This is a genomic window from Aestuariivirga sp. (genome assembly GCF_037139295.1).
Taxonomy (GTDB): Bacteria; Pseudomonadota; Alphaproteobacteria; order Rhizobiales; family Aestuariivirgaceae; genus Aestuariivirga.
This window is the reverse complement of record NZ_JBAXGR010000049.1, coordinates 1-26,922: the sequence shown is the minus strand read 5'-3', so window position 1 is coordinate 26,922 and position 26,922 is coordinate 1. Positions and strand designations below refer to the sequence as shown.

Genomic DNA, 26,922 nt, shown 5'->3' with positions numbered 1-26,922 from the left:
CGACATCATCTTCTTCTGGGTCGCCCGCATGATGATGATGGGCCTGCACTTCATGCATGAGGTGCCGTTCCACACGGTCTACATCCACGCACTGGTCCGCGACGAGAAGGGCCAGAAGATGTCGAAGTCCAAGGGCAACGTCATCGATCCGCTCGAACTGATCGATTCCTATGGCGCGGATGCGCTGCGCTTCACGCTGGCCGCCATGGCAGCACAGGGCCGCGACATCAAGCTCGCCAAGGCGCGCGTCGAGGGTTACCGCAACTTTGGTACCAAGCTGTGGAATGCGGCACGCTTCGCCGAGATGAATGAAGTGGCGCATGACCCGAACTTTGACCCGCTCGCCGCGCGCGTGACCGTGAACCGCTGGATCGCGGGTGAGACGGCACGAACCGAGGCACTGGTGCGCAAGGCACTTGATGAATACAAGTTCAACGAGGCGGCGGCAGCACTCTACCAGTTCGTCTGGAATGTGTTCTGTGACTGGTACCTCGAGCTCATCAAGCCGATCCTCAACGGCACGGACGAGGCCGCCAAGGCCGAGACGCGTGCCACCACCGCGTGGGTGATGGACCAGATCCTGCTGCTGCTGCACCCCTTCATGCCATTCGTGACAGAAGAGTTGTGGCAGCAGACGGCGAAGCGCAGCCAGTGGCTGATCGCCTCCGACTGGCCCAGCTACAAGGGTATCGGTGATGCCGCGGCCGATGCTGAAATTGAATGGGTGATCCGTTTGATTTCCGAAGTGCGTTCGGTTCGCGCCGAGATGAACGTGCCGGCGGGCGCCAAGATTGCCTGCGTGCTGGTTTCCGCCAACAGCGGGACACGCCGCAGGGCGGATGCCTGGGAGAACGAGATCATGCGGCTGGCGCGTCTCTCATCCATCAGTTTTGAGGACAGCGTCCCGAAGGCGTCTGCGCAGATCGTGCTCGACGAGGCGACAGTGGCGCTGCCACTTGAGGGTGTGATCGACTTCGCCGCCGAGAAGGCGCGCCTTGCCAAGGAACTCGAGAAGATTGCCAAGGATGCGGCCGCCATTGACGGTCGCCTCGGCAACCCCGGCTTCGTCGCCAAGGCGCCGCCCGAGGTGCTGGAGGAAAGCCGCGAGCGCAAAGCAGAGCTGGAAGCGCGCAAGGCCAAGGTGGACGAGGCGCTGGCAAGACTAGGCTAGGCCCAGCGCGATGATCCTGAGCAGCCGGATCGATACGCCAATTGGCCCTCTCGTGCTTCTCGCACGGGAGGGCATTTTGTTGATGCTTGAGTTCGAGGACGCCGAACCGCGCATCGAACGCGAGATGAACACCCGCTTCCGTGGCGAGGGTCACCAACCCACGGACGACCCCTTTGGACTTGCCTCCCGCATTCGCAGCTATTTCGCGGGTGACTTGTCAGCCATTGAGGGCAGCGATACGGATGGCGGCGGCACGGAGTTCCAGAAGCGCGTATGGGCAGAACTGAAGCGCATTCCCTGTCGCGTCACGATTTCTTACGCAGAACTGGCGCGGCGGCTGGGAGACCCGAAGGCGGTGCGGGCGGTGGGAACCGCCAACGGCCGAAACCCCATTGCCATCGTGGTGCTCTGCCATCGCGTGATCGGCGCGGATGGATCGTTGACCGGCTATGGCGGCGGCCTGCATCGCAAGCGCTGGCTGCTGGTGCATGAAGGCGCGTTGCTGGACGTTTAGCGTGAGAGGTTCGGTTGGTCAGGGCCTTGCGTCACTTCACCTCTTCGAAATCCCCCGGCTTCCAGCTCTTGTCGAACCACGGTTCCAGCGGGCCATAGAGGCGGAGCAGCGAGTTCCAGCCCTTGCCCGGCATGGTCTGCACCCAGTTGCCTTCGTTGCCTTTCGGGGGCGCTGGCCCGAACCAGATGGTGGCTGAACCGTCGTCGTTCATCTTGAGTTCCTTCGACGTGCTGTCGACCCCGGCGAGCTTCTGGTCGGTTTCAAGAAGTGAGCGTGTCTGGTTGTCATAGACGGTGAATGACCAGAAATTGTTCATCGGGATGGGGCCGGGGAGGGTGATCCTGTAGGTCTTCGATCCATCCAGATAATTGCCGTCCTTGTCGCGGAAGGCGCCCGCATAGGCCGAGCCGGTGCCTGGCTTTGCATCGGCCATAGCGGGGGTGATGCCGGTGGCGTAGTAGAAGAAGGTGGCGCGCACGTCGAGCATCAGCTCTGCGTCGTCCATGAACAGGTAGCTGCCGCCAACGAAGGGCGTGAGCCACTGCCGATCGGGATAGATCAACATGCGCTTGTCCTGTGGGGCCCACAGGAAGGAGCGCGCTGCGGCATTGCCAAGGGCCACGCCGTCGGTCAGGATCTTCGTCGCGCGCGCATCGGGTGCGAAGGGCTGGCCCTTGCGGATGCCAATTGCGGCAAAGAGGCCAACTGTTTCGGGATCGACGAAGTCGGCGGGTTCGTTCTGTACCGCGCTGTTCAGCTCGTTGAAGAGCTCGAAGGTATTGCCGCTGATGGTGTTGAACTGCTTGCCCGATGTGTTGACGAAGGTGGTGGTTGTCGGCTTGCCGAAATCGGCCAAGGGATAGAGCTTCGTGTTGGTCGTCACGTTGGCCACCGCAGCCTTCAGGTCACCATCCTTCACGAAGGCGCGGAAGAACATCAGCAGCCGGTTGGTCTTGGGGCGCACCACGTGGAAGCCCATGCTGGGAACGGGACCGTCATAGCCCGGCGGCAGGAAGAGGTAGCGGCCGCCGCGACCCTGGTCGGGGCCGGTCAGCCCCAGGTCCACCACCCAGCGGAAATAGGCATCATCAACAGGGCCAAGGACGCCGGGCGGGATTTCCAGCACCATGGGCCCCGCGGTGAGGTTCATGCAGGCGAAGCCATAGGGTGTCGTGGTGTTTGGTGTGAGGAACAGCGAGCGGGCGTCCATCAGATCTTCAGTGAGGCCGATGCCCTCGTTCTCCTTGATGCCCGCTGAGGCAAGACCGTTGCAGGCGGCCCACACGGACGTGGCTGGCATGCCCTTCAGAAAGGTTTCGATGCTGCGGCCGAGGAGAAGCTGGTCGAGCGCCAGTTGCACGGATTTGGCATCGGGTGCGCCATCGCGGAAGTGCAGCGTTCCGACGCTCGTTTCAACCTTGTCGGGGGTCAGGATTGAAGGCGGCGGATCGGCCCTGAACTTTGGCGTATCCGCCTGCGCTGTTGTTGTCACCACAGCGGTGACGGCGAGGGTGGCAAGCAGCTTGGATAATAGTTTCGACATGGCTGTCTCCCCGGCAGTGAGAGGACAAGCTTAACATGCGCTTTGATGGCCGGAAAACCCCTTTGCTGACAGGCTAACCGCCTGCCTTCGCCGTCTTCCTGTTGCGCAACACGTGCTCATGGTCAGCGTCGTACAAGGCGGAGTCGCGGAAATCGTGCGCGCCCAGCACCTGGCCGACGAGGATCAGCGCGGTTCGGGTGAGCTTCGCCTCACGCACCTTCTTCGCGATGGTGGACAGCGTGCCGTGGATGATCATCTGATCGGGCCAGGTGATGCGATAGGCGACGACGACCGGACAGTCCGCACCGTAGTGGGGTGTCAGAGCGCGTTCGATGTAGCCCAAATTGCGGATCGAGAGGTGGATGGCGAGTGTCGCCTTTGAGCGGCCCAGTTCCTCCAGCATCTCGCCTGGCGGCATGGAGGAGGACTGCATCGCGGTGCGGGTGAGGATCACTGTCTGGGCGACCTCCGGCAGCGTGAACTCGGTCTTGAGGGCAGCGGCAACGGCGGCGAAGGCAGGAACGCCGGGTGTCACGTCATAGGGAATGCCGAGCTTGTCCAATCGCCTGATCTGTTCGGCGATGGCGCCATAGAGCGAGGGATCGCCGGAGTGAACGCGGGCGACGTCGTGACCCTTGGCGTGTGCGGCTTCGATCTCGGCGATGATTTCATTGAGGTTCAGCGGTGCAGTGTCGATGACGCGGGCACCTTGGGGCGCAGCCTTGACGATCTCTTCCGGCACGAGCGAGCCCGCATAGAGGCAGACAGGGCAGGACTGGATGATCTTGAAGCCGCGCACCGTGATGAGGTCGGGAGCGCCCGGGCCGGCGCCGATGAAATGGACGGTCATTCTGCGGTCTCTCTCTTCTTGGCGTAGCCGCGCGGGGTGTAGGCATAGGTTTTACCATCACCGCGGGCGAATGATTTTGATTGCGATGAGCCGACCATCACCAGCGTGAGCATGTCGACGTCGTCAGGGTTGAAGTCCGCAAAGCGCACGATCGTCACCTTCTCCTCTGGCCGGCCAAGGTTGGAGGCGATGATCACGGGCGTGTCCGCCGGACGGTGCTGCTTCAGGATGGCGAAGGCACGCTCCAGCTGGTCGCGGCGCTTGAGCGAGCGCGGATTATAGAAGGAGATGACGAAGTCGCCCTCGGCTGCTGCCTTCACCCGCCTTTCGATGGCTTCCCAGGGGGTGAGGAGATCCGAAAGCGAGATGCAGCAGAAGTCGTGGCCGATCATGGCACCCGCCTTGGCTGCGGCTGCCTGGAAGGCCGAGATGCCGGGGATGACGCTGACCGCGATGCGTGATGGTTCAAGGTCGACCACTTCATAGACCAGTGCCGCCATGGCATAGATGCCGGCATCGCCAGAGCAGACAAGCGCCACTTGCTTCCCCTGCCGCGCCAGTTCGATGGCGTGGCGCACGCGGTCTTCCTCGCCGCCCAGCGGAAAGCGGTGTTCTTGCTGGCCGGACTTCACGTCTGACACGAGATCGAGATAGAGGCCGTAGCCGACCCAGTCGCTCGAGGCATCGAGCGCTGCTCGTGCGGCGGGCGCGCGCCAGTCCGGCGTGCCGGGGCCGATGCCGACCACATGCACGATGCCCCGCGCGCAGCCGGGAACATCGAGGAGTGGTTGCTGCGATTTGGCAATGGCGCAGGTCCCACGAGTGGAGCGTGTTTTCTCGACGATGAGATCCGATGTGTCGCCTGCTGCGGCGAGCGCTGCCGCTTCGGCAACACCGGCGACGCCGACTTCCCTGGCCACGATTTCGGACGGGTTCCTGAGGCGTGGCGTCTGCCGGGCAAGTTCATTTGCGGTGAAGAAGTGGGCTGGAACGCCGAAATGCGTGGCGACGGCATGGATCGCCGCTTCATCAGACTTAAGGTCGATGGAGGCCACCGCCGCGAGAGAAACAGGCGACAGCCGATTATCGGCGAGTACTTTCTCCGCCAGCTCAATCAGTTCGGAAGGGGCGGCGTTGCGCTCGCATCCCAGACCCATGACGAGGGTTCTCGGATAGTAGACGAGATTGTTGCGACTGCCTTCCACCTGCTGCTCTGTGACCGTCAGCGTGACGGATTCCGGCCCCGACGGGAAGCGTGCTGCGGGGAAGGGATCGAGCGTGCCGTGACGGACAAGGCCTGCGCCATTCAGCAAGGCCGCCGTTGCTGACTTCATGTCCGCCGGGTTGGCAAGCACGAAGCCCGGTGCCGGATCATCAAGTGCTATGCCAAAGCGGACTTCGCTCGCGGTGGTCACGGCGGCGTGGCCGCCGCAGATCTCGGCGATCCGGCGGGCCAGATCATTTGCGCCGTGGTGGCCACCCAGCAGCGGAACGGCGGATGATCCATCCTCCGCGACGGCGATCACGGGTGGTTCGTTGCGCTTGTCCTGCAGTTGGGATGCAACGGCACGGATCAGGATGCCTGCAGCACAGATGCCGATGATGGTGCGGCCCTCGGCAAACAACTTCCCGAGGTGCCATGTTGCCTTTGTATATGTGACATCGCCACCCGCCACGCAATCGGGCGTGTGGATTTCAGCGCCGAGCGGCTCCTTCAGGCTGCGCGCGAGGGGGAGGGCGGAGGCGCCAAGGATGAAAAGAACAGGCTTCACCATGCTTCTGTGCCTGAATAGACGAGGATCGATGAGAAATAGGGCAAGTGATCTTCCGTGATGTCGAGGAGCGGTGTGACCACCTCGTCCTCATGCGTTGCCTTGATGATGACGTGGGCGCGCGACGAGAGGTCGAGCAAGCCCAGCACGTTGCGCACCTTGGCGAGGTGGCGGCCGACCTTGATAAGGACCGCGCTCTCGGCTGTCATCAGTTCCTCGCGCAGACGATCCTCCGGGAGCGTGGCGGGAAGTACCTTTACCACCTCGTTGCGCGCCGAGAGCGGGCGACGGAGCGCAGCGGCGGATGCCGTCATGGATGTGACGCCGGGCACGATGGCGCAGGGGTAGTGACCCGCGAGGCGCGCAAAGAGATACATGAAGCTGCCGTAGAAGAAGGGATCGCCTTCGCACAGCATGACCACGTCTCGGCCCTGGGCGAGCTCAGCGGCGATGGCGGCAGCGCCGGCGTCGTAGGCCCTTTCGCCCGGCTCACGCTCGACCCGCATGGGCATGTCGATGACCAGGTGCTGGGCGGTGGCGGGGATATAGGACTTCGCGATGTCGCGCGCGGTGGAGTCCTTGCCGTTGGCGGTGAGATAGGCGACGACCGGGGCGCTGCCGATGAGACGCGCGGCCTTCACCGTCAGAAGCTCCGGGTCGCCGGGACCCACGCCCACGCCATGCAGTGTGCCCAGCTTCGTCACCATGGCTTCTGTGCTCTCCATTGGGTGACCGCCATGCGCGGCCTGAGTGCGCGGAGTCGGCCGACGTAGGTGAGGCTCGAGACGTCCATGCGCACGATGTCACCACCGTGCTTCTCGTGGAGATCATAAAGGTGAAGCTCACCCTCGATGGTGACGACATTGGCAACCATTGTGCCGCCGGCTTTCAGCGCATCCCAGGCCTGCTCGACAACGCCCGGCAGCCAGAGTCCACCACCGATGAACACCGCATCGGGAGCGGGCTGGCCTTTATAGGTGGCCGGAGCCTCACCCGCGATCAGCTTGAGGCGCGGTGTGCCGAGGGCATCGGCATTGGCTGCAATCATCGTCAGGCGTTCGGGATCATGCTCGAAGGCAATCGCCATGCAGCCACGCGCGGCGCGCATCCATTCGATGGAGATGGAACCGCATCCAGCACCCACGTCCCACAGGAGCCTATCAGGTGTAGGCTCCAAGGCGGCAAGCGTTGCCGCGCGCACTTCGCGCTTGGTGAGCTGTCCGTCATGAACGAAGGCATCGTCTGGCAATCCGGCGAGGCGTGAGAGGATCTTTGCGTCTGGCGACGCGAGGCAATGAATGGCCAGCGTGTTGAGATCGGAGTGAGTCTCGCTCGGAAGGGCATCGGCGGTGAAGCTCGACTGCTTTTCACGCTCTCCGCCCATGTTCTCCAATACTTTGATCTTGCTCATGCCGAAGCCGCGCGCGACGAGGCGGCGCGCGACCTCCGGTATGGTCGTGCGGTCCGCCGTCAGGACGATGAGGTGCGCGTCAGGTTGAATGAAGGGTTCAATGTGGGCGGCGTCGCGGCCATGAAGCGTGATCGTGTCGCAATCCGGCAGCGACCATCCAACGCGCGACGCGGCAAGCGAGAAGGCGGATAGGTGGGGGATGATTTCCATTTCGCCGAATGGGATGAATTCCATCAGCTTGCGCGCCACGCCATAATTGAGCGGGTCTCCCGTCGCCAGTATCACCGTCCTGCGGCCCTGAAGTGGCTTGATGCGGTCGACGACAGCGGAAAAGGGCTGCGGCCATTCGTGGCGTTCGGCCGGGCCCTGTGGAACAAAACCCAGCAGTCGCGTGGAGCCTACAATCACCTCAGCATGCGAGATGGCGAGCCGAGCCCTGGAAGAAAGACCCTCCCAGCCATCCTCGCCCATGCCGACGATGGTCAGCCACTTGTTCACTGGGCGCCTCGCATCAGGGCATTGATCACCGCTGCTGCCATGGCCGAGCCGCCGCGACGGCCGAGCAGCGTGGCATAGGGTACGCCGCGCGGATTGGCGTGGAGTTCATCCTTCGACTCGGCGGCACCCACGAAGCCGACGGGAAAGCCGACAATGGCCGCGGGCAGCGGACCGCCGGCATCGATCATTTCCAGCACTGCGAAGAGGGCCGTTGGTGCGTTGCCGATGACGACCACGCTGCCGTGAAGCTGAGGGAGCCAGAGTTGAGCTGCTGCTGCCGACCGCGTCGTGCCCGTGGACACTCCGATCTCGCGAGCCTTTGGATCGTTGAGGGTACAGATGACGTTCAACTGCTTGTCGATGATGCCGTGGCGCACCATCTCGGCATCGACGAAGACCGGGGCGCCTGTCGCAATCGCCCGCTTTGCGGACATCACGAAATCACCAGATATTCGAAGGTCAGGCGCAATCTCCGGCATTCCGCAGGCATGAATGATGCGCGTGGCAATGGGTTCCGCATCTCCGGGGAGGCCCGACAGGTCGGCCTCGGCCCGGATGATCTCGAAGGAGCGCCGGTAGATGGCGTCGGGATCGCTGAGATAGTCCATTACTTCTTCAGCATGCTCTTCGGGCCCAGCGGATGATCCGCATGGGGGTAGGGCGCGTGGGTGTGCCCATGGTCGTGATCGTGGCCATGGTCGTGCCCGTGAGCATGGTGGTGATCGTCGCCGTGATGATGGTGATGCGGCTGCCCGGAGAGGATCTTGCTGGCATCGACGGCCAGCACGGCTTCCTTCTTCTTCTTCGGCATGGTCTTGCACATCTGGTTGCAGACGCCATCGCAGTATTCGCAGTCGGCCGAGGTGCCGATTCCTTCGACGTGGTGGTGATGGCTTTCCTGCACCGCGCCAACATCCGCCTCGAAGCCCAGCACCTGTGTGCGATACTTGCACATCTGACAGTTCATGGCGATGTCGCCCGAGATGATCTGTTCGAGTCTTTCCGCGAAGGTGGCGATCACTTGCGGATGATCATTGAGGTAAGAGGCCTTCACAAACTCGATTTCCGGGTGACGCGCCGCCACCACATCCACCGCCGCATAGATGCGGTCGATGAGAATGCCGGTGAAAAGGAAATACGGGAATACCACGATACGGCGATAGCCGAGACGGGTGGCATGTTCGAGGCCCGGTTCGACCAATGGGAAGGTAACGCCCGAGTATGCCGTTTCCGCCCAGCCGAAACCGAAGCCTTCCCACAGAAGGCGCGTGACCTTGGATACGTTGGAATTTGCATCGGGGTCGGACGCGCCGCGACCAACGACGACGAGCAACGTCTCATGTTTGGCAACACCCGGACCTGCCTTGTCGAGGGCCTCCTGCACGCGGTCACCCGCAGCGCGCATCATCTTGGGATCGATGCCCAGTTCCTTGCCGTAGTCGATGCGGAGATCGTTGGCGGCGGCATAGGTGTTGAGGACAGACGGAATGTCGTTCTTGGCGTGGCCCGCGGCAAACAGCATGCCGGGAACGGCGAGCACGCGGGTTACCCCTTTTGCCTTCAGGCTGTCGAGACCCGTGCGGATGATTGGGGTGGCGAATTCGAGGTAGCCGTATTCAACCGGATACTGTGGCAGGCGCTTCTTGAGGTGTTCGGCCAGCACAGCGAATTCCCGCACGGCATCCTTGTCGCGGCTGCCGTGGCCGCACAGCATAACACCCAGTTTTTCCGCCATCGGTCCTGCCTTCCAGCTCAAGCGCGCCCCCGGGCGAGGCCCGGTCCGGAAGACAGCTCCGGTCTTGGCCCCGTGATTGGGTCGGCCGCACCGGAATATGCTTTCAGTCCCGTCTCTGGGGACGCTGTAAAAGGGACTTCTAGACCCCGGAATGCCCCGTCACAAGCTCGTTTGCGGCGTCCTAGAACTCGATCCCGGCTTGCGCCTTCACGCCGGACCGGAAGGGGTGCTTTACCTGCTCCATTTCGGTCACGAGGTCGGCGATCTCGATCAGCTCTTCCTTGGCGTTTCGGCCGGTGACCACCACGTGCTTGCCCTCTGGCTTGTTCTTCAACACGTCCAGGACCTCGGCCAGCGGCAGGTAGTCGTAGCGCAGAACGATGTTGAGCTCGTCGAGAAGCACCATCTTGTAGTCCGGATCGGCAATCATCTTCTTTGCCTCTTCCCAGGCGGCGCGGGAGTGGGCGATGTCGCGCTCGCGGTCCTGCGTTTCCCAGGTGAAGCCTTCGCCCATGGCCTTGATGGTCACGAGATCCGGGAACTTCTCCAAAACCGTGCGTTCGCCTGTTCCCCATGCGCCCTTCACGAACTGGATGACGCCGGACTTCATGCCGTGGCCGATGCAGCGGAAGACCATGCCGAAGGCGGCCGTGGATTTGCCCTTGCCCTTGCCGGTGTGGACGATCAGCAGGCCTTTCTCGATGGTCTTGCCCGCCATGATCTTGGCGCGGGCGGCCTTCTTCTTCGCCATCTTCTCATGGTGGCGGGCATTGTCGTGGTCGGGGGCTTCGTCGGTCATGGTGTCAGGTCCTCGAGAAGATCATGGGCAGAGTTGAGGCGTGGCGTCCAGAGGCCGCGGCTTGCGGCCTCGCGGAAGCGTTCGGCGATCTCGCGCAGGGCGGCCGGGTTATTGTCGCGGATGAAGTCACGTGTAGCATCATCGGCGAGGAAGGCGTCATAGGCGAGATCGAAGTGATGGCTGCGCACGGCACCCGTGGTGGCCGCAAAGGCGAACATGTAGTCGACGGTGGCGGCAATTTCGAAGGCGCCCTTGTAGCCGTGGCGCTTGACGCCGCTGATCCACTTGGGATTGACGACACGCGAGCGCATGACGCGGCTCACTTCCTCTTCGAGCGTGCGGATCACCGGGCGCTCTGGGCGTGAGTGGTCGTTATGGTAGCCGCGCGGTCTGGTGCCGGAGGCCTGTTCGACAGCCGCCGTCATGCCGCCTTCGAACTGGTAGTAGTCGTCTGAATCGAGTAGGTCATGTTCGCGGTTGTCCTGGTTGTGGACCACCGCTTCGATGCGCTTCAGCCTTTCGGTGAAGGCCTTTTCGTCGTTGAGGCCGTTGGCCCTGGCACCATAGGCATAGGCGCCCCAGGTGACATAGGCTGCGGCAAGGTCCGCGCGGTCGGTCCAGATCTTCTCGTCGATCATGGCCTGAAGGCCTGCACCATAGGCGCCGGGCTTGGAGCCGAAGATGCGGTGACCTGCCATTTGGTTTGCGTCCGCTGTGCCTATGCCTGTGGACACAAGCACGGATGTTTCGGCACGCATGCGGGCGGCCAGCGGATTGTCGTCGTCATCCTCATCGAGGGCACCGACGGCGCGGATCGCCTTGTCGAGCAGCTCGATCTGAGCGGGGAAGGCATCACGGAAAAAGCCGGAGATGCGTAAGGTGACATCGACCCTCGGGCGGCCGAGCTTGGCGAGCGGGATGACTTCATAGCCCGTGACGCGCCAACTTGAGGGTTCCCAAACCGGCTTTGCCCCGATGAGTGCGAGCGCCTGTGCAATATCATCACCGCCGGTGCGCATGTTGGAGGTGCCCCATGCCGAGAGGCCGAGCGCCTTGGGATATTGGCCGAGGTCCTGGAAGTGGCGAAGCAGCAGGTCCTCAGCCGACTTCTGGCCGAGGTTCCAGGCAGTGGGCGTGGGTACCGTGCGGTTGTCGAGAGAATAGAAGTTCTTGCCCGTCGGGAGCACGTCGAGGCGGCCGCGCGTCGGGGCCCCGGAGGAGCCCGGTGCGACGAAGCGGCCGGCGAGGCCTTTCAGCAGTGCGGCAAGTTCGTCAGGCCCGCAGGCCTGCAGGGCGGGGCGGATGCGCGTTTCGATCTCGTGCAACACGGCGCCTGCATGGATGAAGCCTTCAGGCAGGACAGCGCCGGAGAGCAATATGGAGGCGTAAAGCTCGAGGCGTTCTACAGCATCGCCATTGCTTCGCCAGAGATCCGGCGTGAGCGCGACGAGGAGTTCCGGTCTCGGCCCCGCCCATGGCCCTGCCATATCGCAGGTGAGCGGATCGAAATCGGAGAACTTGAGATCCGCTGCCAGTGCCCGAATGAGTGACTGGTCGCCGCCCTCGCCAAGGCCGCGCGGCACGCGGGTGAGGGCGACGAGCAGGTCGGTTTCGAGCCGGCCTTCCGGGGAAGCACCGAGAATGTGAAGGCCATCGCGGATCTGGGCCTCCTTGAGGTCGCAGAGGAAGGCGTCGAGGCGCTGCAGGTCGGCGTCCGCGTCGCCCGTGAAGCCCGCGTCTTCATCGAGGCGCGAGGACTTGGTGAGATCGAGAATGTCCTGCTTCAGCGAGTCACGTCGGCGACGGTCGAGACCGGCAGCGAGATAGTATTCATCCACAAGGGCTTCAAGGTCCTTGAGCGAGCCGTAGGTTTCGGCACGCGTCAGTGGTGGCGTCAGGTGATCGATGATGACGGCCCCGGTGCGGCGCTTGGCCTGCGTTCCTTCGCCCGGGTCGTTGACAATGAAGGGGTAGAGTTGCGGTAGCGGGCCGAGTGCCACCTCCGGGAGGCATTCAGCGGACAGCGCATTGGCCTTGCCCGGCAGCCACTCGAGATTGCCGTGCTTGCCGTTGTGGATGACAGCATCGGTCTTGAAGTGGTGGCGGAGCCAGAAATAGAAGGCGAGATAGCCATGCGGCGGCAGCAGGGCCGGATCGTGGTAGGTCGCCTTGGGCTCGATGTTGTAGCCGCGCGCCGGCTGGATCGCCACGGCGGCGTTGCCGTAGAGCCGGACCGGCAGGTGAAAGGCGCTCTCAGCGAAGAATGGATCGCGTTCGGGGTTGCCCCAGCGCTCGGTGATCCGGGCACGGAGGGTTCCGGAAAGCGCGCTGAAATGGGAGAGATAGTCCGTGTGGGTGAGTTCAGCGGTGGATGACGCAACGTGGCGTGCGTTCGTCGGCCCACGCTGCAGGTCTTCGATGATGCCATTGCCCGTTTGCGGGTAGTCCTGGACGCCGTACCCCTCGGCGCGAAGCGCAGCAAGGATCGCCACCGTGCTGGCGGGTGTATCGTAACCGACGCCGTTGGCGATGCGGCCATCCTTGTTGGGGTAATTGGCGAGGATGATCGCCACCTTGCGGTTTTCTGCAGGCGTGCGCCGCAGCTTCGCCCAGTTGGCGGCGAGATCGGCGACGAAGTTCACGCGGTCCGGCACCTCACGGTAGGTGATGATGCGGCACTGGGTGCCCTCATGCCAAAGGCTGTCGGCCTTGAAGGAAATGGCACGCGACATGATGCGGCCGTCGAGCTCCGGGAGCACCACATTCATGGCGAGGTCGCGGGCGTTGAGCCCTTGTGCGGAGTCGCGCCAGCTTTCTTCGGAAGAACCGGACAGCACGACCTGCAGTACCGGGCAGTCGTGTGCCGACAGAGGATCGGCTCCGCCACCGGAGGCCACGGCGAAACTGGTGGCGTTGAGGATCACGTCAGGCGCGGCGAGGCCTTCCTGCAGGACGTCGACGCTGGTGCGATCCTTGAGGCTGGCGACGTAGAAAGCTCTGGCGCCGATCTCGCGTTCGGAAAGCGCATCCACCAGTGCATCGATGGGCGCGGTTTGAGCGCCTTCGAGCACGGAGCGGTAGAAGACGATGCCGGCGAGGGGGAGACCGCTGCTTGACGTGTCGCGATACAGCCCGGCCTTCGGAAGTTCGCGCGCCGGGGCTGGGACGGTGCTGCCCTCTGTCAGGTGGCGGCAGTAGTCGAGGAAGGCGGAGGCATTTTCTGCGCCACCCATGACCAGGTACTGGCGCAGGCGCTCGCAGTGGCTGGGGTTGACGGTGGAACGACCGGTCAGCTCCGGGTCGGGTTGCGCATCACCCGGCAGGATGCACAGCTTGATGCCGCGCTCGCGCGCTGTGGCTTCCAACTGGTCGAGCCCGTAGCTCCAGTAGGATGCGCCCCCGAGGACGCGCAGAACGATAAGCTTGGCCTGTGAAAGCGTCTTCTCGACATAGAGGTCGACGGACAGCGGGTGCTGGAGTTGCAGGAGGTTTGCGAGCCTGAGCGAGCAGGGGGCCCTGTCATGGGCACGGGCCAGGCTGGCGAGTTCACTGTCGGCGGCAGAAAGGACGATGATGTCGGCGGGAGATTGCGCGAGATCGACGGCTTCGGCGGCGCCGTCGATCACGCCTGATGTCGTGGCGAGGAGGTGCATCAGCCCCGCAGCATGGCGGTGATCGCCTCGCGGTCCATGTGCTTTTCGCCGATGACCACGAGTTCGGTGCCGCGCCTCTCGCTCGCCCTCCACGGTCGGTCGAAATAGCTGTTGAGGCGCGGGCCGACGGCCTGCACGAGCAGGCGGGCGGGCGAGCCCTTGACGTCCACGAAGCCCTTGAGGCGCAGCACGTCATGCGCCGCGATCGTATCCTCGATGCGTTTCAGCAGGGCTGTCTTGTCGGTTGCCTCGCCAAGCGACACGATGAAGGTGACGAAGTCGTCATGGTCGTGCTGCTCTTCGCCCTCCATTTCGTGGTGCGAGAGCCGGTTGTGCAGGTCGTCCTCGGCAGAAGCGCCGACGCCGAGCAGGGCTGCGACGTCGATCTGGCCCTGGCGAGTAGATACGATGCGGGTGCCGGCTCGCAGCTTTTGCTTCAGTTCTCCGGTGACCGTTTCATGTTCGCCGTCAGCCAAGAGGTCGGTCTTGTTGAGGATCACCATGTCGGCGCAGTTGAGCTGGTCCTCGAAAAGTTCCTCGATCGGGTTTTCGTGGTCGAGGTTGGGGTCTGCCTCGCGCTGGGCCTGCACAGCTTCTTCGTCATCAGCGAAACGACCCTCGGCGAGCGCCTTCGCATCGACAACGGTGACGACGCCATCGACGGTGACGCGCGACTTGATCTCGGGCCAGTTGAAGGCCCGCACCAGCGGCTGGGGAAGGGCAAGCCCAGACGTTTCGATTACGATATGCTGCGGCGGGTCCTTGCGGTCGAGCAGCTTCTTCATGGTGGGAACGAAGTCATCCGCCACGGTGCAGCAGATGCAGCCGTTGGCGAGCTCGATCACGTCTTCGTCGCGGCAGGCTTCGACGCCACAGCCGCGTAGAATCTCGCCATCGACGCCGACGTCGCCGAACTCGTTGATGATCAGCGCGATGCGGCGGCCCTTGGCGTTCTCCAGCAGATTGCGGATCAGCGTGGTCTTGCCCGCACCGAGGAAGCCGGTGATCACGGTGGCGGGGATCTTCTCGGTGCTCATGTGGCGTAGATGTCCTTGGCCGTCCGATCCAGCACCAGCCCCAGGAACAGGCCGATGAAGCACCAGAAGATGGCGTTTGCAGCGATGGAGTTGGCGACGAAGCGTGCCACGAGTTCCGCGGGAACGATGGCTTCGCCATGCGGTGCGATGGGTGCCCCGATGACGTGAGGTGCAATGATGAGTGCGGCTGCCAGCGCCATCGCCCAGGGCCGTGTCTGCGTGGCAACGAGATATATGCCTGCGGCCGTTGCGGCGATGGTGCAAACCCACCAGACTTGTCTGGCGAACAGATCGGCGGCCGCCATGCCCGGAAGCTCTGGCGGAAGGCCCGCGGCTGGAGCCAGTGTGACCGCGAGGAACCCGCACAGGCCCCAGAGGATGCCATTGCGGCGGGTGATGGGCAGGCCAGTGAGAAGCGAAAGCCCCGCAAGGATTGCCGCGAAGCCCGCGCCCGTCATGGCTGCGGTCACGGTCGTGGCAAGGGTACGCTGCCAGCCGTTCTCCGGCGACCAGCCTTCGCCATGGTCGTGTTCATGGTCATGGCCTGCCACTTCCGGCTGCCCGGTGGCGGCAGCTGTCGTTTCGGCTGTGGCCGCATCGTGAGAATGCCCGGCGTGATCGCCGGCGCGCTCAAAGGCTTCCGCTTCGAGAATCAGGGGCGTCAGCCGCACATGCTGGATAGCGCCCATGACGAGGCCAGCGGCGATCCCTGCCAGGAGCACGGCGAGAACGACCCGCCCGATCATGTGAAGAGCCTGAAGCTCAGTGGCAGGGGAAGCCGATGGCGTGGCGCGTGTCGTGCGCCGTATTGTGCGCAACTGCCATGCTGGACAGGCCGACTGCGAAGGTCAGCGTGATGCCGACAAAGAGCAGGGCGAAACCAGCTGCAAGGCGCTTGGACGCGGTGAGCGAGGTGGTGGAAGAAATCGTACGAGCGGTCATGAACACCCTCCGTGGTGACCTGTTTCAAGTCCTGTCGTGTGGCAGGTCTCCTGACTTGCGGGTCGCTGAACCTGGGCGGCCTTCCCGGTTTCCCAGTGGCCAATGTTGCCCAAGCCCTCACCGCTTACAGTTGCGGGGGCAGCCACGGATTCGGCCCCGATTGGGTCGTCCTCACCGTGTTCCCTGTTAGGCCCGAAGTCCGTTTGGCTCCGGGCACCACACAAATCCTGTAATGCCACCCTGACAGGCGCCCGTCAACTCGCCCGCGCCGGGCGGGAGTCCGAAAACGACACAGCCGAACGACTTTCGTTTACCAGCTGTCAATCTTGCAAAGCCCTTCCGGCAATAGGTTTTTAACCACGACGTTCCAATACTGACCTCCATGAGCATCCGTACCCTGTTTCTCGCCTCCGTCTGTTCCGTGGTCCTCGCCGCCAGCGCCGTTCCTGCCTGGCCCGCTGATTCCACCCCCGAAACCGAGCTTGCAGCGCAGGCCTACAAAGCTTTGCAGGCAGGCGATGCGCAAGTGGCGGTGACGGATTATTCCCAGGCCATCGACTCGCGCGCACTTCCGCCGGACGTGCTGGCCAATGCGCTGCTCAACCGCGGCCTCGCCTACCAGCGTCTCAACGAGCACGAGTTTGCGGTCGATGACTATACGGCGGCTCTGCGAATCGATGCCCTGTCAGGCAAAGTGAGGGCCTTGGCGCTCTATAATCGTGGTCTTTCCTATCAGCGTCTGGAGCGTAACTCGCTCGCCATGGAGGATTACACATCGGCATTGTTCCTCGATGTCGAGTTCAGCCACGCCTATTACAGCCGCGGGACGCTGCTGCGCGATTCAGGGCAGTATCTCTTTGCTCTCGCCGATTTCGACAAGGCGCTTCATTACAAGTATCCCGATCCGGCACGCGTTTATGTCGCTGAGGCTTCGACATTTGAAAAGCTTCAGCGCACGGCGGATGCCCGCGACGCGTTGCAGAAGGCACTCGAGGCAAAGCCCGGTTATGAGCCCGCGTTGCAGCGGCTCGCCGCGATCGATGGTGGATCTTCTGCCGCCCCGGCGGGTGATGAAATTCATACGGCAGATACGAGCCCGGCCAGCGACCAGCTTCCTGCTGCCAAGGCTCCGTCTGCGGACCTGATGGGCGGTGAGACGCAGGCGGCTGAAGCCGCTCCTGCGGAGGACTCATCGCCGAAACTTTACACTGACCGCGTTCCGCAGGAACAGCCGGTGCGGGTTGCTGCTGCGGACCCTGTCGCCGATGTTCAGCCCGATATTGGCGCTTCGGAGGAAAAGGTACTGGCGGTTGAAGATGTGCCGGCTGATGACAGTGCAACAGCTTCCGTGACTCCTGATATCGGTGCCCAGCCAGCCGCCGAGGAGACCCAGACGGCGTCCATTGAACCGGCGCCCGCAGCCGAAGCTGCGCAGCCGCAGAAGAAGATCATCGGCTGGTCCGTTCAGCTTGCATCTGCCACCACCGAAGGCTCCGCCTGGTCGACCTGGAAGAAGATGCAGACCCGGAACAAGGCTCTTGCTTCGCAGAAGCCGATCGTGGTGCGGGCTGACCTCGGTGCCAAGGGTGTATTCTACCGCGTGCGTCTCGTGGGCTTCGAGAGCCAGGAGGAGGCCGGGCGCGCCTGCTCCAAGCTCAAGTCCAAGGGGGTGAAGTGTTTCATCAGCAAGGCTTCTTCCTGATCTGAGTGAGGGAAGGGGACGGGCACCCGGAGTCTGGGCGAAGGCCTGGCTCCGGGTTTTGCGTTTCAATAAGCCAACGTTAAGTGTTGTAACTTAACGTTGCGGCATGTTTGTCCTGAGTGATTTTCAAAGCCTCATGCAAACGGCCAATGATGATCCGGCCGTTGCTGACACCCCGTCCGGCTTCATGGGCGGCATCACCGATGAGGGCTGTGCGGCATTGACCGCGCTTGTCAATGCTTCCAACGCGGTCGTGCACCGTGAACTGATTGCCCGTATCCACACGCAAACCCCGGAGTTTTTCGAACGGCTTGTCATCGATGTGCTGCTGGCAATGGGCTATGGCGGCGACCGCGCAGAGATGGCGCGTCGCCTGGGGCGATCCGGGGACGGTGGCATCGATGGCATCATTCCACTCGATGAGCTGGGGTTCGATTCGATCTGCATACAGGCAAAGCGACTGAAGCCCGGCATGCCGGTGCCGATCTCCGATGTGCGTGACTTCGCCGGTAGCCTCGAGGCCCGGCGAGCCGGCAAAGGGGTGTTCGTGACCACAACCCATTTTTCCGCAGGTGCCGCAGAGTTCTGCTCCCAACTGGTGCGTCGCGTGGTGTTAATCGACGGCAATCGGCTGTCAGATCTGATGATCCGCTATGGAATTGGCGTGCGGGTGCAGCACCGATTTGAAATCAGGGCGCTGGACAGGGGCTATTTCCTTCTGGTTCGGGCGAGGGACGGCGATTAGCGCGGATTGGGGAAAACCCGGAACTTGACGGTTCACCCGCGGGGGCTCTTTCCCTATGCTCTCGAAATGCCCCTGAATATTCTCAAGCTCTGCGTCGGCGTTTCCGAGATCGAGGAACTCGAATCCTGGGTCAAGGATTGCAAGGCGGGTCGCGATACGCTGGACCACGTCACCCGCATGTTTCCAAAGCGCAAGGATGAGATCCTGCCTGGTGGGTCGCTCTATTGGGTGATGCGCGGCATGATCGTGTGTCGCCAGCCTATCGCGGCCCTGGAGCCTATTACAGGCGCGGATGGCATCGAACGTTGCCGCATCGTGTTCAAGCCGCAGATCATACCGGTGAGGCCCGTCCCGAAGCGCGCCTTCCAGGGTTGGCGCTATCTGGAAGGATCCGATGCGCCACCGGACCTGCTGAAGTCCTCGAAGGTTGAGGGCATGCCGGAGAAGTTACGGCGTGAACTGGCGGAGCTCGGCTTGCTGTAGGCCCGGGGGTTTCCCGTCGGGCATTGTCGTTATCGGGAACTCGACGTTACACGGAAATGTTGTCGATCAGCCGCGTCTTGCCGAGCCAGGCCGCTGAGATGATACGGAGCGGTTCGTCCCGATGCTGCGGCGGGGCCAGTGTCTCGGCATTGCGGACGGTGACGTAGTCGACCTTGAAGCCCAGTGCCATCAGCGTGCGGGTGGCGAGCCTTGTGGCGGATTGGATGTCGAGGCCGCCGCGAATGCGCTCCGCTGCATGGCTGATGCTCGAGTAGATGGCCAGAGCCTGCTGGCGCTCCTGTCTGGAGAGGTAGACATTGCGCGATGATTTCGCGAGACCGTCCTCCTCGCGCACGGTTGGCACGCCAACCACTTCGATCGGAATGTCGAGGTCCTGCGCCATGCGGGTGACGACCTTGAGTTGCTGATAGTCCTTCTCGCCGAACATGGCGAAGTCGGCTCCGGTCTGAATGAACAGCTTGGCGACGATCGTGGTGACGCCATCGAAGAATTCCGGGCGAAACTTGTCTTCGAGGCCTGCCTTTGCAGGGCCGGCGAGCGAGACAGTGGTGCAGAAGCCTTCCGGGTAGATTTCTTCCGGATTGGGCACATAGATCAGGTGGGTGCCTGCCTTGCCGAGTTTCAGCACATCGCCATCCTCATCACGGGGGTACTTGTCGAGGTCCTCGTTGGCGGCGAACTGCTTGGGATTGACGAAGATCGTGGTGATCACCCGGTCGGCGCGTTTTAACCCCTCTGACACGAGTTCCATGTGGCCGGAATGGATGGCGCCCATGGTGGGGACCACGGCGTAGCGCAGGTCCTCTTTCCGCCATTTGGCGGTTTCACGGCGGAGGGCGGCAAGGGTGCGAACGAGTTTCGGCTTCATGATCTGAGAATCTGACTTCTGTGAGGAACCTTGCTTTAGCCCGACTCCCTTTGGGGCGGAAAGGGTCAGTCTTCCGAGCCGAAGTTGATGCCCCGGCCGACTGCAGCGCGACCGAACTTGTCACGGATGCGGTCGACCGCCAATTCAACCTTGGCACGGGCGGCGGTGGTCACGTCGAGGGTCTCCGTCTCCTGCTCGGGCCTTGCCTCGACCAGCCCCGAGATGCCAACACCGATGAGCCGAAACGTCGTGCCGGTGGCCTCGCGCTGCAGGAGAGGAATGGCCGCATCATAGATGCGGTTGGCCAGCAGGGTGGGATCGATCAGGGAGACGTTGCGGGTCCTCAATTTGAAGTCTGCCGTCTTGAGTTTCAGAACAACGGTGTGGCCTGCCACGCCCTCAGCCTTGGCGCGGCGCGAGACCTTTTCGGCCAGTGGCCAGAGGATGCGCTCGAGATCGGCGCAGTCCGAGATGTCGGCGTTGAAGGTGGTCTCGGCGCTGATGGATTTCGAGTGATCATCGGTGGAGACGATGCGCAGGTCTTCGCCGCGCGACAGGTGATACAGGCGCGCGCCCATGGAGCCATGGCGTCGCATCAGTTCGTTCTTCTCCATCTGCTGCAATTGGGAGATCATGGTGATGCCGCTCTTGGCAAGCTCCTCCTGCATCGCCTTGCCCACGCCCCAGATGAAGCCCACGGGTTTCGTCGCCAGGAAGCTGAGTGTTTCTGCCTTGCCAAGCACCGAGAAGCCACGCGGCTTCTCGAGGTCAGATGCAAGCTTCGCCAGGAATTTGTTGTGCGACAAGCCAACGGAGGCGCTGATGCCCACCTTGTCGTTGATGCGGGTGATGAGGCGGGCCAGCGTCAGCGCCGGACTCATGCCATGAAGCCGTGCGGTTCCTGTCAGGTCGAGGAAGGCTTCGTCGATGGAGAGAGGCTCGACCAACGGTGTGACATCAAGCATCAGCTCGCGGACTTGCTTGCCAGCGGCTGCGTATTTCGCCATGTCAGGCGGAATGACCACGGCCTGGGGGCAAAGCTTCAAGGCCTTGAACATGGGCATCGCCGATTTCACGCCGTGGATGCGTGCGATGTAGCAAGCGGTGGAGACCACGCCGCGCGTGCCACCACCAATGATCACCGGCTTGTCGGCGAGTTCGGGTCTGTCGCGCTTCTCGACAGCGGCATAGAAGGCGTCGCAGTCGATATGTGCAATGGAGAGTTGATGCAGTTCGGGGTGGTGCAGCAACCGCGGACTGCCACAACCCTTGCAACGCCGCTCAGCGCCTGAAACCGGCGAGAAGCAGTCGCGGCAGAAGCCTGCCGTCGCGCCATCGTCTTGCATGAATATCATACTAGCGCAGCGGGGCGAATTGGGGAACACTGCCGGCGGGGCTGGTGCAACGAGCGGGAGAACACGATGTACAAGCTCTACAACGTCAAGACCTGGGGATCACTTGCCATCCATTGCCTCCTCGAGGAACTGGAAGCACCATACACGAATATCTGGATGACGGCGGAGCAGGTGCGTGATCCTGAATTCCGTGCCATCAGTCCGCTGGGTATGATTCCTGCCCTCGGGCTTGCCGATGGCCGCACGCTCTATGAATCGGCGGCCATCGTCGCGTTTCTCATTGCGGCACATCCCGACAAGCACATGTCGCCGGAACTGGGCAGCCCCGACTATGGCGAGTTCCTGAGCCTGTTGCTCTTCATGAGCACGGGAATCTACGGGTTTGGAAATTTCGCCTATTCTGCCGGGGACTACGTGACAGGCCCGGCGGAGCGTGATGGACTTCAGGCGAAGGTCCGCCGGCAGGTGGATGACCATTGGGCGTTGATCGACCGACGCCTTGCCGGGTCAGGCCCTTGGTTGATGGGGCGCGATTTCTCTGCGCTTGATCTCTATGCGTTCATGCTCTCGATATGGGGATACCCCAACGAGCAGGCTTTGCATGACAAATTCAAGTCCGTTGCAAAGCTTTCAGCTGCGGTGAGGAAGCGGCCCAAGCTCAAGGCCGTGCTGGAATCCCATGGTGTGCTCATGCCCGGTGGCTACATATCCTCGGACCAGACCTAGGCCGGCACGGGGATCATGCCGTCTATTCGAGTGTCCACTGGATGTTCTGGCACTCGAGCGCGACCATTCTCGTGGTCTCTGATACGTTGACGTTCAGGCGACGGAGCATGCGGTAGGTGAGGTTGGCAGTGGAGCGTGTTCCGTTCTTCATGATGCCGGCGTGGCGGTAGTCCCGCATCTCCTTGGAGAGGGCCGCAAAGCGTTCGCAGTCGAAGCCCTTCTTTGCCGCAAAGTAGTCGGTCATGAGGTTGTTGTAGGCAGCTATGAAGTGCCTGGCATCAGCCAGCATCTGGTCGTGGTCGAAACGATCAGGCTGTTGCGTTGGCCGTTCGATCCAGACATCGTCGCTGATCGAGTAGTGACCTATGCCCTTTTCCGGTTTGAGCCGGTCAGATTTGATGGCGTAGAACTGCACTTCCAGCGGCACGCCGCGCACGGTGACCTGGCCCTCGTGCATCTTCTCGAGATAGTTTGTGTAGAGCTTGAGCAGAGCGCTGAGGTCCTCCACGTTGCCCTTGTAGGCCGAGGTATCAAGGAAGGCACGGGCACTGAGATCCGAGTCTTCGTCATACTCATAGGAAATGGTGCTGCCCTGTGTTTCGATGACAGCGATGCGCAGATCCGGTATCTTGAGATCGGCCAACTGCTGGTTGACAACCTCGAGTATGCGGGCACGGACGTCAGGGCGCAGCTTTTCGCCGTCCCACAGTCGCGGATCGAGGTCCAACGGGAACCTGGTGATCATCTTGATTGCTGCGTCGAGATCCTGGTCGTTGCTGGTGACCAGTGGGGCAGTGGCCATGTATGGTGCGCTGTTCCATCGGCCAGGTTCGTCAGCGGCTGCAACAATTGCTCCGGTTGCCAGTGTGGCGAGCATTAGAACGGTCAAGAACATAGCCTTCAGCATTCGATTATTCCCTTCCGCGTCGGGGTGCCGTTAAGGTGCCGCTTAGCAGCATGAGGCTCCGGTCATCGTCAATCGGTAGATTTCACCTGGGCCTTGCAGATTGGCAGGCCCGAATACCGCCGATCCCCGAGGTCCTCGTTCGCCTTTCACGTTGCAATGAGGCGCATGATATAGGGCCTTGCCTCGTCCCAGCTTGCTGTCCGCAGCGAAACATAGCCGAGCGGTTCGATGTGCTGGGCGAAGCGGTCGTCGTGGAGGAAGTGAACCAAGCTTACCTCTGGCGCATATTCATGGGCCGAGGCGAGATAGGACGGGCTGTCATCGATGAACACCACCGGTTTCCCGCCCCGCTCCCAAAGGTGGTGGATGGCTGGACCCTTTGGTCCTGAATTGGTGACAACCGGGTAGGGCAGGCCGTGGCTTTTCAGGTTCTCGCGCCGATGGTCGCCAGCGGTATGAGGAAGGTTGGTGAGCAGCACCACGTCGGCCTTTTCGCCGAAGGCAAGGAGCGAGGCGACGGCGCCATCGATTTCCTGCATGTGGCGGGTGCGTTCTTCGAAGAACGTGCCGATCAACTCCGCTACAAGTGGTTCGGGAGCCGGTACATTTGTCTCGCGATAGCGGATGTTGCCATTCAGCGCGAAGCTGGAGGTATCAAGCCACAGGCCCTGGAGACCGATGTAGTCCTCGAAGTCGCGTGTGAAGTGGACGATCACCTCGTCGACATCGCAGATGACGAGGGGGCGTCCGGTGAAGCTCAGGGCGGCCAGCTGGCCTTGGGTAATATCAGAAATCAACGGAAGCTCCTGGAAGTTTGCGGCGGAGGTCGGCAACGCGTTCAGGCCTGACTTGCTGCTCTTCGGCGAAAATCAGCAGCAGGCTTTCGTCACCGAGAAGATGGTCGAGTATGCCACCAAGGAAGGCGGGATTGGCAGCCCCGGCGCGGATCGCCGCAACGTCAAGGCCTGACAGGTCCATGAAACGCTGCAAACGTTCGCCATCCGAAGCAAGAAAGCCAAGCGCGTTAATTGCAAGGATTTCAGCCGCTTCCGAGTTGTTTTGCGTCTTTGATCTCATCATGATGAATCACAATTAACCACCCCTGAACGGCGTTGAACAGCCGCCGTGTTGGGTTAAGCTGTTGGTTACCCAAACAGGTCCAGAAATAAGCCATGCAAAGCGGGTTAGCCTTCGAGTTTTCCGGGGCGTCCGGAACCAGAGCCAGATGGGTGCGAATGTGTCAGTATCGGCGGGACCGATGAGAACGCCAGAGGCGCGGCGGGCCGTGGCCAAGAAGGTGCTGGTTGTCGAAGACAACGAGTTGAACATGAAGCTGTTCAACGACCTGCTCGAGGCCAATGGGTATCAGGTGATCCAGACGCGGGACGGGCTCTCGGCGCTCGATCTTGCGCGACAGCATCGGCCTGATCTGATCCTGATGGACATCCAGCTGCCGGAGGTTTCCGGCATCGAAGTGACCAAGTGGCTGAAGGAAGATGACGAGTTGCGAACCATCCCCGTCATCGCGGTGACGGCCTTTGCCATGAAGGGCGACGAGCAGAAGATCCGCGAGGGTGGTTGCGAGGCCTATATCTCGAAGCCCATTTCGGTGGTGAGTTTCCTGCAGACGATCGACAGCTATCTGAAGAAACCCCAATGACGGCACGCGTTCTTGTCGTTGACGATATCCTGGCCAATGTCAGGCTGCTGGAGGCCAAGCTGGCGGCTGAGTACTTCGAGGTGGTGACCGCCATGAACGGTGCGGATGCCATGGAGGCCGTTCAGCGCACCAGGCCGGACATCGTGCTGCTCGACGTCATGATGCCCGGGATCGACGGCATCGAGGTATGTCGCCGCATCAAGCAGAACCCCGCCACGCAGCATATTCCCGTTGTCATGGTTACGGCGCTGGACCAGCCAGAGGACCGCATCCGCGGTCTCGAAGCAGGGGCTGATGATTTCCTGACGAAGCCCGTCAACGATGTCGCGCTCTTCTGCCGCGTGAAGGGCCTTGTGCGCCTGAAGATGTTGACGGACGAGCTTCGCGCCCGCACCGGTGTTGATCCTCTCGGGCTCTCCACGAACGAGCCTGCCATTGAAACCGCATCGGGGCGCGTGCTGGTGCTCGACAATCGCCTCGCGCCGGCGGAACGCATCCGCAACCTGCTGACTCCGAAGCATGAGGTGACACTTGTTGCTGACCCGCAGCAGGCGTTCGAAGCATTCGGCGCGGCGCAGGGCAGCTTCGAGCTGATCATCGTGAACCTCGATCTCGACGGTATCGATGGCCTTCGAATATGTTCACAGCTGAAGTCGGTTGAGACGACACGCCAGACTCCGATCCTCATCCTTGTTGATCCGGAGGATCACCAGCGGTTGCTGCGCGCACTCGACATGGGTGTGAACGACTACCTGATCCGTCCGATTGACCGCCAGGAGCTCCTGGCCCGTGTCGCCACGCAGGTTCGGCGGCACCGGTATACCGAGCAGCTGCGCCTCACAGTGCGCGCCTCGATGGAGATGGCGGTGACCGATGCCCTCACTGGCCTCTACAACCGCCGCTATCTCGAGACCCAGCTGAACCATCTCATCGAGCAATCGGTGGACCGCGGCAAGCTGCTCTCGTTGCTGACGCTCGACATCGATTTTTTCAAGTCCGTGAACGACACCTATGGGCATGATGCTGGCGACCGTGTGCTGCAGGAGGTCGCCGGCCGCATCCGTGGTTCGGTGCGCAGTGTCGACCTCGCCTGCCGCACAGGTGGCGAGGAATTCGTGGTTGTCCTGCCCGGCGCCGATCTTGCGATTGCCGAGAAGGTGGGAGAACGCATTCGCAAGGCGATTGCCGCCAAGCCCTTCCTGCTAGGCCCTGGTTCGCATCTCACCGTAACCGCATCGCTTGGCGTCTCGAGCCTCGCTACGGCGCAGGATTCGGTCGAGGAACTTCTGAAGCGGGCTGACCGGGCGCTGTACCGCGCCAAGCGCGAGGGCCGCAACCGTGTGGTCCCCGCTGCGGCGTGATGGCATTTGCGCCATGGCCGTTCTGTTGTAGACCCCGACCATCATGAGGTCCGCCGCGCCATCTCCCGAGGAACTGAGAGAAAGCCGCCGCTGGGGCACCCGCGGCACGGCGGGCGCTACCTTTGCAGGCCAGCTTTCCTTCGAGCATGTTTCGCGGCGCTTCGGCAAGACAGCCGCCGTGGAGGATGTGAGCTTCACGCTCAAGCCGGGTGAGATCGCCTGCCTGCTGGGACCCTCGGGCTGCGGCAAGACCACGTTGCTTCGGATCGCCGCTGGCATCGACCGTCCGGATTCCGGGCGTCTGCTGTTCGATGGGCAGGAGGTGGCGGGTCCGGCGCGCTTCGTGCCGCCCGAAAAGCGCAACATCGGGTTGATGTTCCAGGACTTCGCGCTGTTCCCGCACCTCCCCATCATTGACAACGTCGCATTCGGCTTGAATTCGTTGCCAAGGCAGGATGCCCGCGGCATCGCGCTGCATGCGCTGGAACGGGTGGGCCTTGCGCATTACGCGAACAGCTACCCGCACAGCCTCTCAGGCGGCGAGCAGCAGCGCGTCGCGCTCGCCCGGGCCCTCGTGCCGCGTCCGCAGGTGCTGCTGATGGACGAGCCTTTTTCCGGGCTGGACCAGCGCCTGCGCGAATCCATCAGGGCCGAGACACTGACGTTGCTGCGTGAGACCCGCGCGTCCTGCCTGCTCGTCACCCATGACCCGGTGGAGGCCATGGGCCTTGCCGACCGCATCTTCCTGATGCGGCAGGGCCGGCTCGTGCAGGCGGGTACGCCGGAGGAACTCTACCGCCGGCCGGCGGATGCCGCGGCTGCGCGGTTCTTTTCGGATACCGATGAAATTCGTGGCACGGTGGCAGACGGCCGCGTCGTCACCGCCCTTGGCACTTTCGCTTGCCCGGCGCAGGTGAGGGGGCCGGAGGCCCTCGTTCTCATCCGGCCGCAGGGTATTCGGCGGGCGGAGGGCTGGCAGGGGGTTGAGGGTCTGGTCACCGAAACCCGCTTCCAGGGCGACGACGTCAAGTGCCGGATTTTGTTCAAGGGTATCGAAGAACCGCTCACCGCACTGCTTGATTCGAAGGCAGCCCCCCCGCGCGGTGAAACGGCAATGTTCCGGGTCGACCCGGAACATGTTTTTGTCTTTGAATCGGCCAGTTTGCAAC

The 26,922-nt window shown here is 62.5% G+C and carries 26 protein-coding genes and 1 riboswitch; of the genes, 9 read left to right on the top strand and 17 right to left on the bottom strand.

Annotated elements, in window-relative coordinates:
- Both WCJ41_RS13160 and WCJ41_RS13155 read left to right on the top strand, forming a co-directional pair.
- On the top strand, positions 1–1,171 hold a 1,171-nt coding region (locus WCJ41_RS13160), incomplete at its 5' end, for a class I tRNA ligase family protein (RefSeq protein ID WP_336906285.1).
- Between the two features lie 10 nt (positions 1,172–1,181).
- On the top strand, positions 1,182–1,685 hold the full coding sequence (locus WCJ41_RS13155) for a methylated-DNA--[protein]-cysteine S-methyltransferase (RefSeq protein WP_336906284.1): 504 nt from the start codon (positions 1,182–1,184) through the stop codon (positions 1,683–1,685).
- Between the two features lie 31 nt (positions 1,686–1,716).
- On the opposite strand, the gene WCJ41_RS13150 is transcribed toward WCJ41_RS13155, so the two are convergent.
- The 12 genes from WCJ41_RS13150 to WCJ41_RS13095 all read right to left on the bottom strand — a co-directional run bounded on the left by WCJ41_RS13150 (position 1,717) and on the right by WCJ41_RS13095 (position 15,925).
- Positions 1,717–3,228 carry a DUF1254 domain-containing protein gene (locus tag WCJ41_RS13150; RefSeq protein ID WP_336906283.1) on the bottom strand — a complete coding sequence of 504 codons (1,512 nt, stop codon included), beginning with the start codon at positions 3,226–3,228 and terminating at the stop codon, positions 1,717–1,719.
- Between the two features lie 73 nt (positions 3,229–3,301).
- The gene (cobM, locus tag WCJ41_RS13145; RefSeq protein WP_336906282.1) at positions 3,302–4,078 is read right to left on the bottom strand and encodes a precorrin-4 C(11)-methyltransferase; all 777 of its coding nucleotides are present in this window, start codon (positions 4,076–4,078) and stop codon (positions 3,302–3,304) included.
- Complete coding sequence (gene cobJ, locus WCJ41_RS13140; protein WP_336906281.1) at positions 4,075–5,853, bottom strand: precorrin-3B C(17)-methyltransferase; 1,779 nt, start codon at positions 5,851–5,853, stop codon at positions 4,075–4,077. The genes cobM and cobJ overlap by 4 nt, the downstream gene beginning before the upstream one ends.
- Positions 5,847–6,575 (bottom strand): precorrin-2 C(20)-methyltransferase, encoded by a 729-nt coding sequence (cobI, locus tag WCJ41_RS13135; protein ID WP_336906280.1) that lies wholly within the window; start codon positions 6,573–6,575, stop codon positions 5,847–5,849. The genes cobJ and cobI overlap by 7 nt, the downstream gene beginning before the upstream one ends.
- Complete coding sequence (gene cbiE, locus WCJ41_RS13130; RefSeq protein WP_336906279.1) at positions 6,551–7,759, bottom strand: precorrin-6y C5,15-methyltransferase (decarboxylating) subunit CbiE; 1,209 nt, start codon at positions 7,757–7,759, stop codon at positions 6,551–6,553. Before cbiE ends, cobI begins: the two co-directional genes overlap by 25 nt.
- The gene (locus tag WCJ41_RS13125; protein WP_336906278.1) at positions 7,756–8,367 is read right to left on the bottom strand and encodes a precorrin-8X methylmutase; all 612 of its coding nucleotides are present in this window, start codon (positions 8,365–8,367) and stop codon (positions 7,756–7,758) included. Before WCJ41_RS13125 ends, cbiE begins: the two co-directional genes overlap by 4 nt.
- Entirely contained in the window at positions 8,367–9,494 is a 1,128-nt protein-coding gene (locus WCJ41_RS13120) for a sirohydrochlorin chelatase (protein WP_336906287.1), read from the bottom strand. The genes WCJ41_RS13125 and WCJ41_RS13120 overlap by 1 nt, the downstream gene beginning before the upstream one ends.
- A 181-nt stretch (positions 9,495–9,675) precedes the next feature.
- Positions 9,676–10,293: a cob(I)yrinic acid a,c-diamide adenosyltransferase gene (gene cobO / locus WCJ41_RS13115; protein ID WP_336906277.1), complete on the bottom strand. Its 618-nt coding sequence runs from the start codon at positions 10,291–10,293 to the stop codon at positions 9,676–9,678.
- Positions 10,290–13,946, bottom strand: coding sequence for a cobaltochelatase subunit CobN (gene cobN / locus WCJ41_RS13110; protein ID WP_336906276.1), 3,657 nt, complete (start codon positions 13,944–13,946; stop codon positions 10,290–10,292). The genes cobO and cobN overlap by 4 nt, the downstream gene beginning before the upstream one ends.
- A complete protein-coding gene (gene cobW, locus WCJ41_RS13105) occupies positions 13,946–14,983 on the bottom strand; it encodes a cobalamin biosynthesis protein CobW (protein ID WP_336906275.1) in 1,038 nt (345 codons plus the stop codon). The genes cobN and cobW overlap by 1 nt, the downstream gene beginning before the upstream one ends.
- Positions 14,980–15,729 (bottom strand): CbtA family protein, encoded by a 750-nt coding sequence (locus WCJ41_RS13100; protein ID WP_336906274.1) that lies wholly within the window; start codon positions 15,727–15,729, stop codon positions 14,980–14,982. The genes cobW and WCJ41_RS13100 overlap by 4 nt, the downstream gene beginning before the upstream one ends.
- Before the next feature lie 16 nt (positions 15,730–15,745).
- Positions 15,746–15,925, bottom strand: a complete 180-nt coding sequence (locus tag WCJ41_RS13095; protein ID WP_336906273.1) for a CbtB-domain containing protein — start codon at positions 15,923–15,925, stop codon at positions 15,746–15,748.
- Between the two features lie 22 nt (positions 15,926–15,947).
- Positions 15,948–16,161, bottom strand: a riboswitch (cobalamin riboswitch).
- 146 nt (positions 16,162–16,307) lie between these two features.
- On the opposite strand from WCJ41_RS13095, the gene WCJ41_RS13090 reads away from it, so the two are divergent.
- The 3 genes from WCJ41_RS13090 to WCJ41_RS13080 all read left to right on the top strand — a co-directional run bounded on the left by WCJ41_RS13090 (position 16,308) and on the right by WCJ41_RS13080 (position 18,855).
- A complete protein-coding gene (locus WCJ41_RS13090; RefSeq protein WP_336906272.1) occupies positions 16,308–17,627 on the top strand; it encodes an SPOR domain-containing protein in 1,320 nt (439 codons plus the stop codon).
- 106 nt (positions 17,628–17,733) lie between these two features.
- The gene (locus tag WCJ41_RS13085; protein WP_336906271.1) at positions 17,734–18,372 is read left to right on the top strand and encodes a restriction endonuclease; all 639 of its coding nucleotides are present in this window, start codon (positions 17,734–17,736) and stop codon (positions 18,370–18,372) included.
- Positions 18,373–18,438: 66 nt separating this feature from the next.
- Positions 18,439–18,855, top strand: a complete 417-nt coding sequence (locus tag WCJ41_RS13080; protein ID WP_336906270.1) for a DUF1489 domain-containing protein — start codon at positions 18,439–18,441, stop codon at positions 18,853–18,855.
- A 46-nt stretch (positions 18,856–18,901) separates the two neighbouring features.
- Here WCJ41_RS13080 and panC read toward each other — a convergent pair whose 3' ends face one another.
- Positions 18,902–19,744, bottom strand: coding sequence for a pantoate--beta-alanine ligase (gene panC, locus WCJ41_RS13075; protein WP_336906269.1), 843 nt, complete (start codon positions 19,742–19,744; stop codon positions 18,902–18,904).
- Positions 19,745–19,809: 65 nt separating this feature from the next.
- A complete protein-coding gene (locus tag WCJ41_RS13070) occupies positions 19,810–21,090 on the bottom strand; it encodes a DNA polymerase IV (RefSeq protein WP_336906268.1) in 1,281 nt (426 codons plus the stop codon).
- Between the two features lie 75 nt (positions 21,091–21,165).
- Here WCJ41_RS13070 and WCJ41_RS13065 point away from each other — a divergent pair, with 75 nt between their 5' ends.
- Complete coding sequence (locus WCJ41_RS13065; RefSeq protein WP_336906267.1) at positions 21,166–21,825, top strand: glutathione S-transferase family protein; 660 nt, start codon at positions 21,166–21,168, stop codon at positions 21,823–21,825.
- Between the two features lie 22 nt (positions 21,826–21,847).
- On the opposite strand, the gene WCJ41_RS13060 is transcribed toward WCJ41_RS13065, so the two are convergent.
- The 3 genes from WCJ41_RS13060 to WCJ41_RS13050 all read right to left on the bottom strand — a co-directional run bounded on the left by WCJ41_RS13060 (position 21,848) and on the right by WCJ41_RS13050 (position 23,812).
- On the bottom strand, positions 21,848–22,627 hold the full coding sequence (locus tag WCJ41_RS13060; RefSeq protein ID WP_336906266.1) for a hypothetical protein: 780 nt from the start codon (positions 22,625–22,627) through the stop codon (positions 21,848–21,850).
- A 251-nt stretch (positions 22,628–22,878) separates the two neighbouring features.
- On the bottom strand, positions 22,879–23,529 hold the full coding sequence (locus WCJ41_RS13055) for a hypothetical protein (RefSeq protein WP_336906265.1): 651 nt from the start codon (positions 23,527–23,529) through the stop codon (positions 22,879–22,881).
- A complete protein-coding gene (locus WCJ41_RS13050) occupies positions 23,519–23,812 on the bottom strand; it encodes a DUF3572 domain-containing protein (protein WP_336906264.1) in 294 nt (97 codons plus the stop codon). The genes WCJ41_RS13055 and WCJ41_RS13050 overlap by 11 nt, the downstream gene beginning before the upstream one ends.
- Positions 23,813–24,017: 205 nt before the next feature.
- Between WCJ41_RS13050 and WCJ41_RS13045 the strand changes: the two genes are divergently transcribed.
- The 3 genes from WCJ41_RS13045 to WCJ41_RS13035 all read left to right on the top strand — a co-directional run.
- Positions 24,018–24,392 (top strand): response regulator, encoded by a 375-nt coding sequence (locus WCJ41_RS13045; protein ID WP_336906286.1) that lies wholly within the window; start codon positions 24,018–24,020, stop codon positions 24,390–24,392.
- Positions 24,389–25,753, top strand: a complete 1,365-nt coding sequence (locus WCJ41_RS13040) for a PleD family two-component system response regulator (protein ID WP_336906263.1) — start codon at positions 24,389–24,391, stop codon at positions 25,751–25,753. The genes WCJ41_RS13045 and WCJ41_RS13040 overlap by 4 nt, the downstream gene beginning before the upstream one ends.
- A 43-nt stretch (positions 25,754–25,796) precedes the next feature.
- Positions 25,797–26,922, top strand: a 1,126-nt coding sequence (locus tag WCJ41_RS13035; protein ID WP_336906262.1) for an ABC transporter ATP-binding protein, incomplete at its 3' end; no start/stop codon positions are given.

Coding starts and splice junctions, on each gene's coding strand:
- WCJ41_RS13150 (WP_336906283.1), bottom strand. CDS start 3,228: ATGTCGAAACTATTATCCAAGCTGCTTGCCACCCTCGCCGTCACCGCT.
- WCJ41_RS13060 (WP_336906266.1), bottom strand. CDS start 22,627: ATGGCCACTGCCCCACTGGTCACCAGCAACGACCAGGATCTCGACGCA.
- WCJ41_RS13100 (WP_336906274.1), bottom strand. CDS start 15,729: ATGATCGGGCGGGTCGTTCTCGCCGTGCTCCTGGCAGGGATCGCCGCT.
- WCJ41_RS13085 (WP_336906271.1), top strand. CDS start 17,734: ATGTTTGTCCTGAGTGATTTTCAAAGCCTCATGCAAACGGCCAATGAT.
- WCJ41_RS13040 (WP_336906263.1), top strand. CDS start 24,389: ATGACGGCACGCGTTCTTGTCGTTGACGATATCCTGGCCAATGTCAGG.
- WCJ41_RS13080 (WP_336906270.1), top strand. CDS start 18,439: ATGCCCCTGAATATTCTCAAGCTCTGCGTCGGCGTTTCCGAGATCGAG.
- WCJ41_RS13095 (WP_336906273.1), bottom strand. CDS start 15,925: ATGACCGCTCGTACGATTTCTTCCACCACCTCGCTCACCGCGTCCAAG.
- cobN (WP_336906276.1), bottom strand. CDS start 13,946: ATGCACCTCCTCGCCACGACATCAGGCGTGATCGACGGCGCCGCCGAA.
- WCJ41_RS13155 (WP_336906284.1), top strand. CDS start 1,182: ATGATCCTGAGCAGCCGGATCGATACGCCAATTGGCCCTCTCGTGCTT.
- WCJ41_RS13090 (WP_336906272.1), top strand. CDS start 16,308: ATGAGCATCCGTACCCTGTTTCTCGCCTCCGTCTGTTCCGTGGTCCTC.
- WCJ41_RS13070 (WP_336906268.1), bottom strand. CDS start 21,090: ATGCAAGACGATGGCGCGACGGCAGGCTTCTGCCGCGACTGCTTCTCG.
- cobO (WP_336906277.1), bottom strand. CDS start 10,293: ATGACCGACGAAGCCCCCGACCACGACAATGCCCGCCACCATGAGAAG.
- WCJ41_RS13120 (WP_336906287.1), bottom strand. CDS start 9,494: ATGGCGGAAAAACTGGGTGTTATGCTGTGCGGCCACGGCAGCCGCGAC.
- WCJ41_RS13050 (WP_336906264.1), bottom strand. CDS start 23,812: ATGATGAGATCAAAGACGCAAAACAACTCGGAAGCGGCTGAAATCCTT.
- WCJ41_RS13125 (WP_336906278.1), bottom strand. CDS start 8,367: ATGGACTATCTCAGCGATCCCGACGCCATCTACCGGCGCTCCTTCGAG.
- cobI (WP_336906280.1), bottom strand. CDS start 6,575: ATGGAGAGCACAGAAGCCATGGTGACGAAGCTGGGCACACTGCATGGC.
- WCJ41_RS13065 (WP_336906267.1), top strand. CDS start 21,166: ATGTACAAGCTCTACAACGTCAAGACCTGGGGATCACTTGCCATCCAT.
- panC (WP_336906269.1), bottom strand. CDS start 19,744: ATGAAGCCGAAACTCGTTCGCACCCTTGCCGCCCTCCGCCGTGAAACC.
- cobJ (WP_336906281.1), bottom strand. CDS start 5,853: ATGGTGAAGCCTGTTCTTTTCATCCTTGGCGCCTCCGCCCTCCCCCTC.
- cobM (WP_336906282.1), bottom strand. CDS start 4,078: ATGACCGTCCATTTCATCGGCGCCGGCCCGGGCGCTCCCGACCTCATC.
- cobW (WP_336906275.1), bottom strand. CDS start 14,983: ATGAGCACCGAGAAGATCCCCGCCACCGTGATCACCGGCTTCCTCGGT.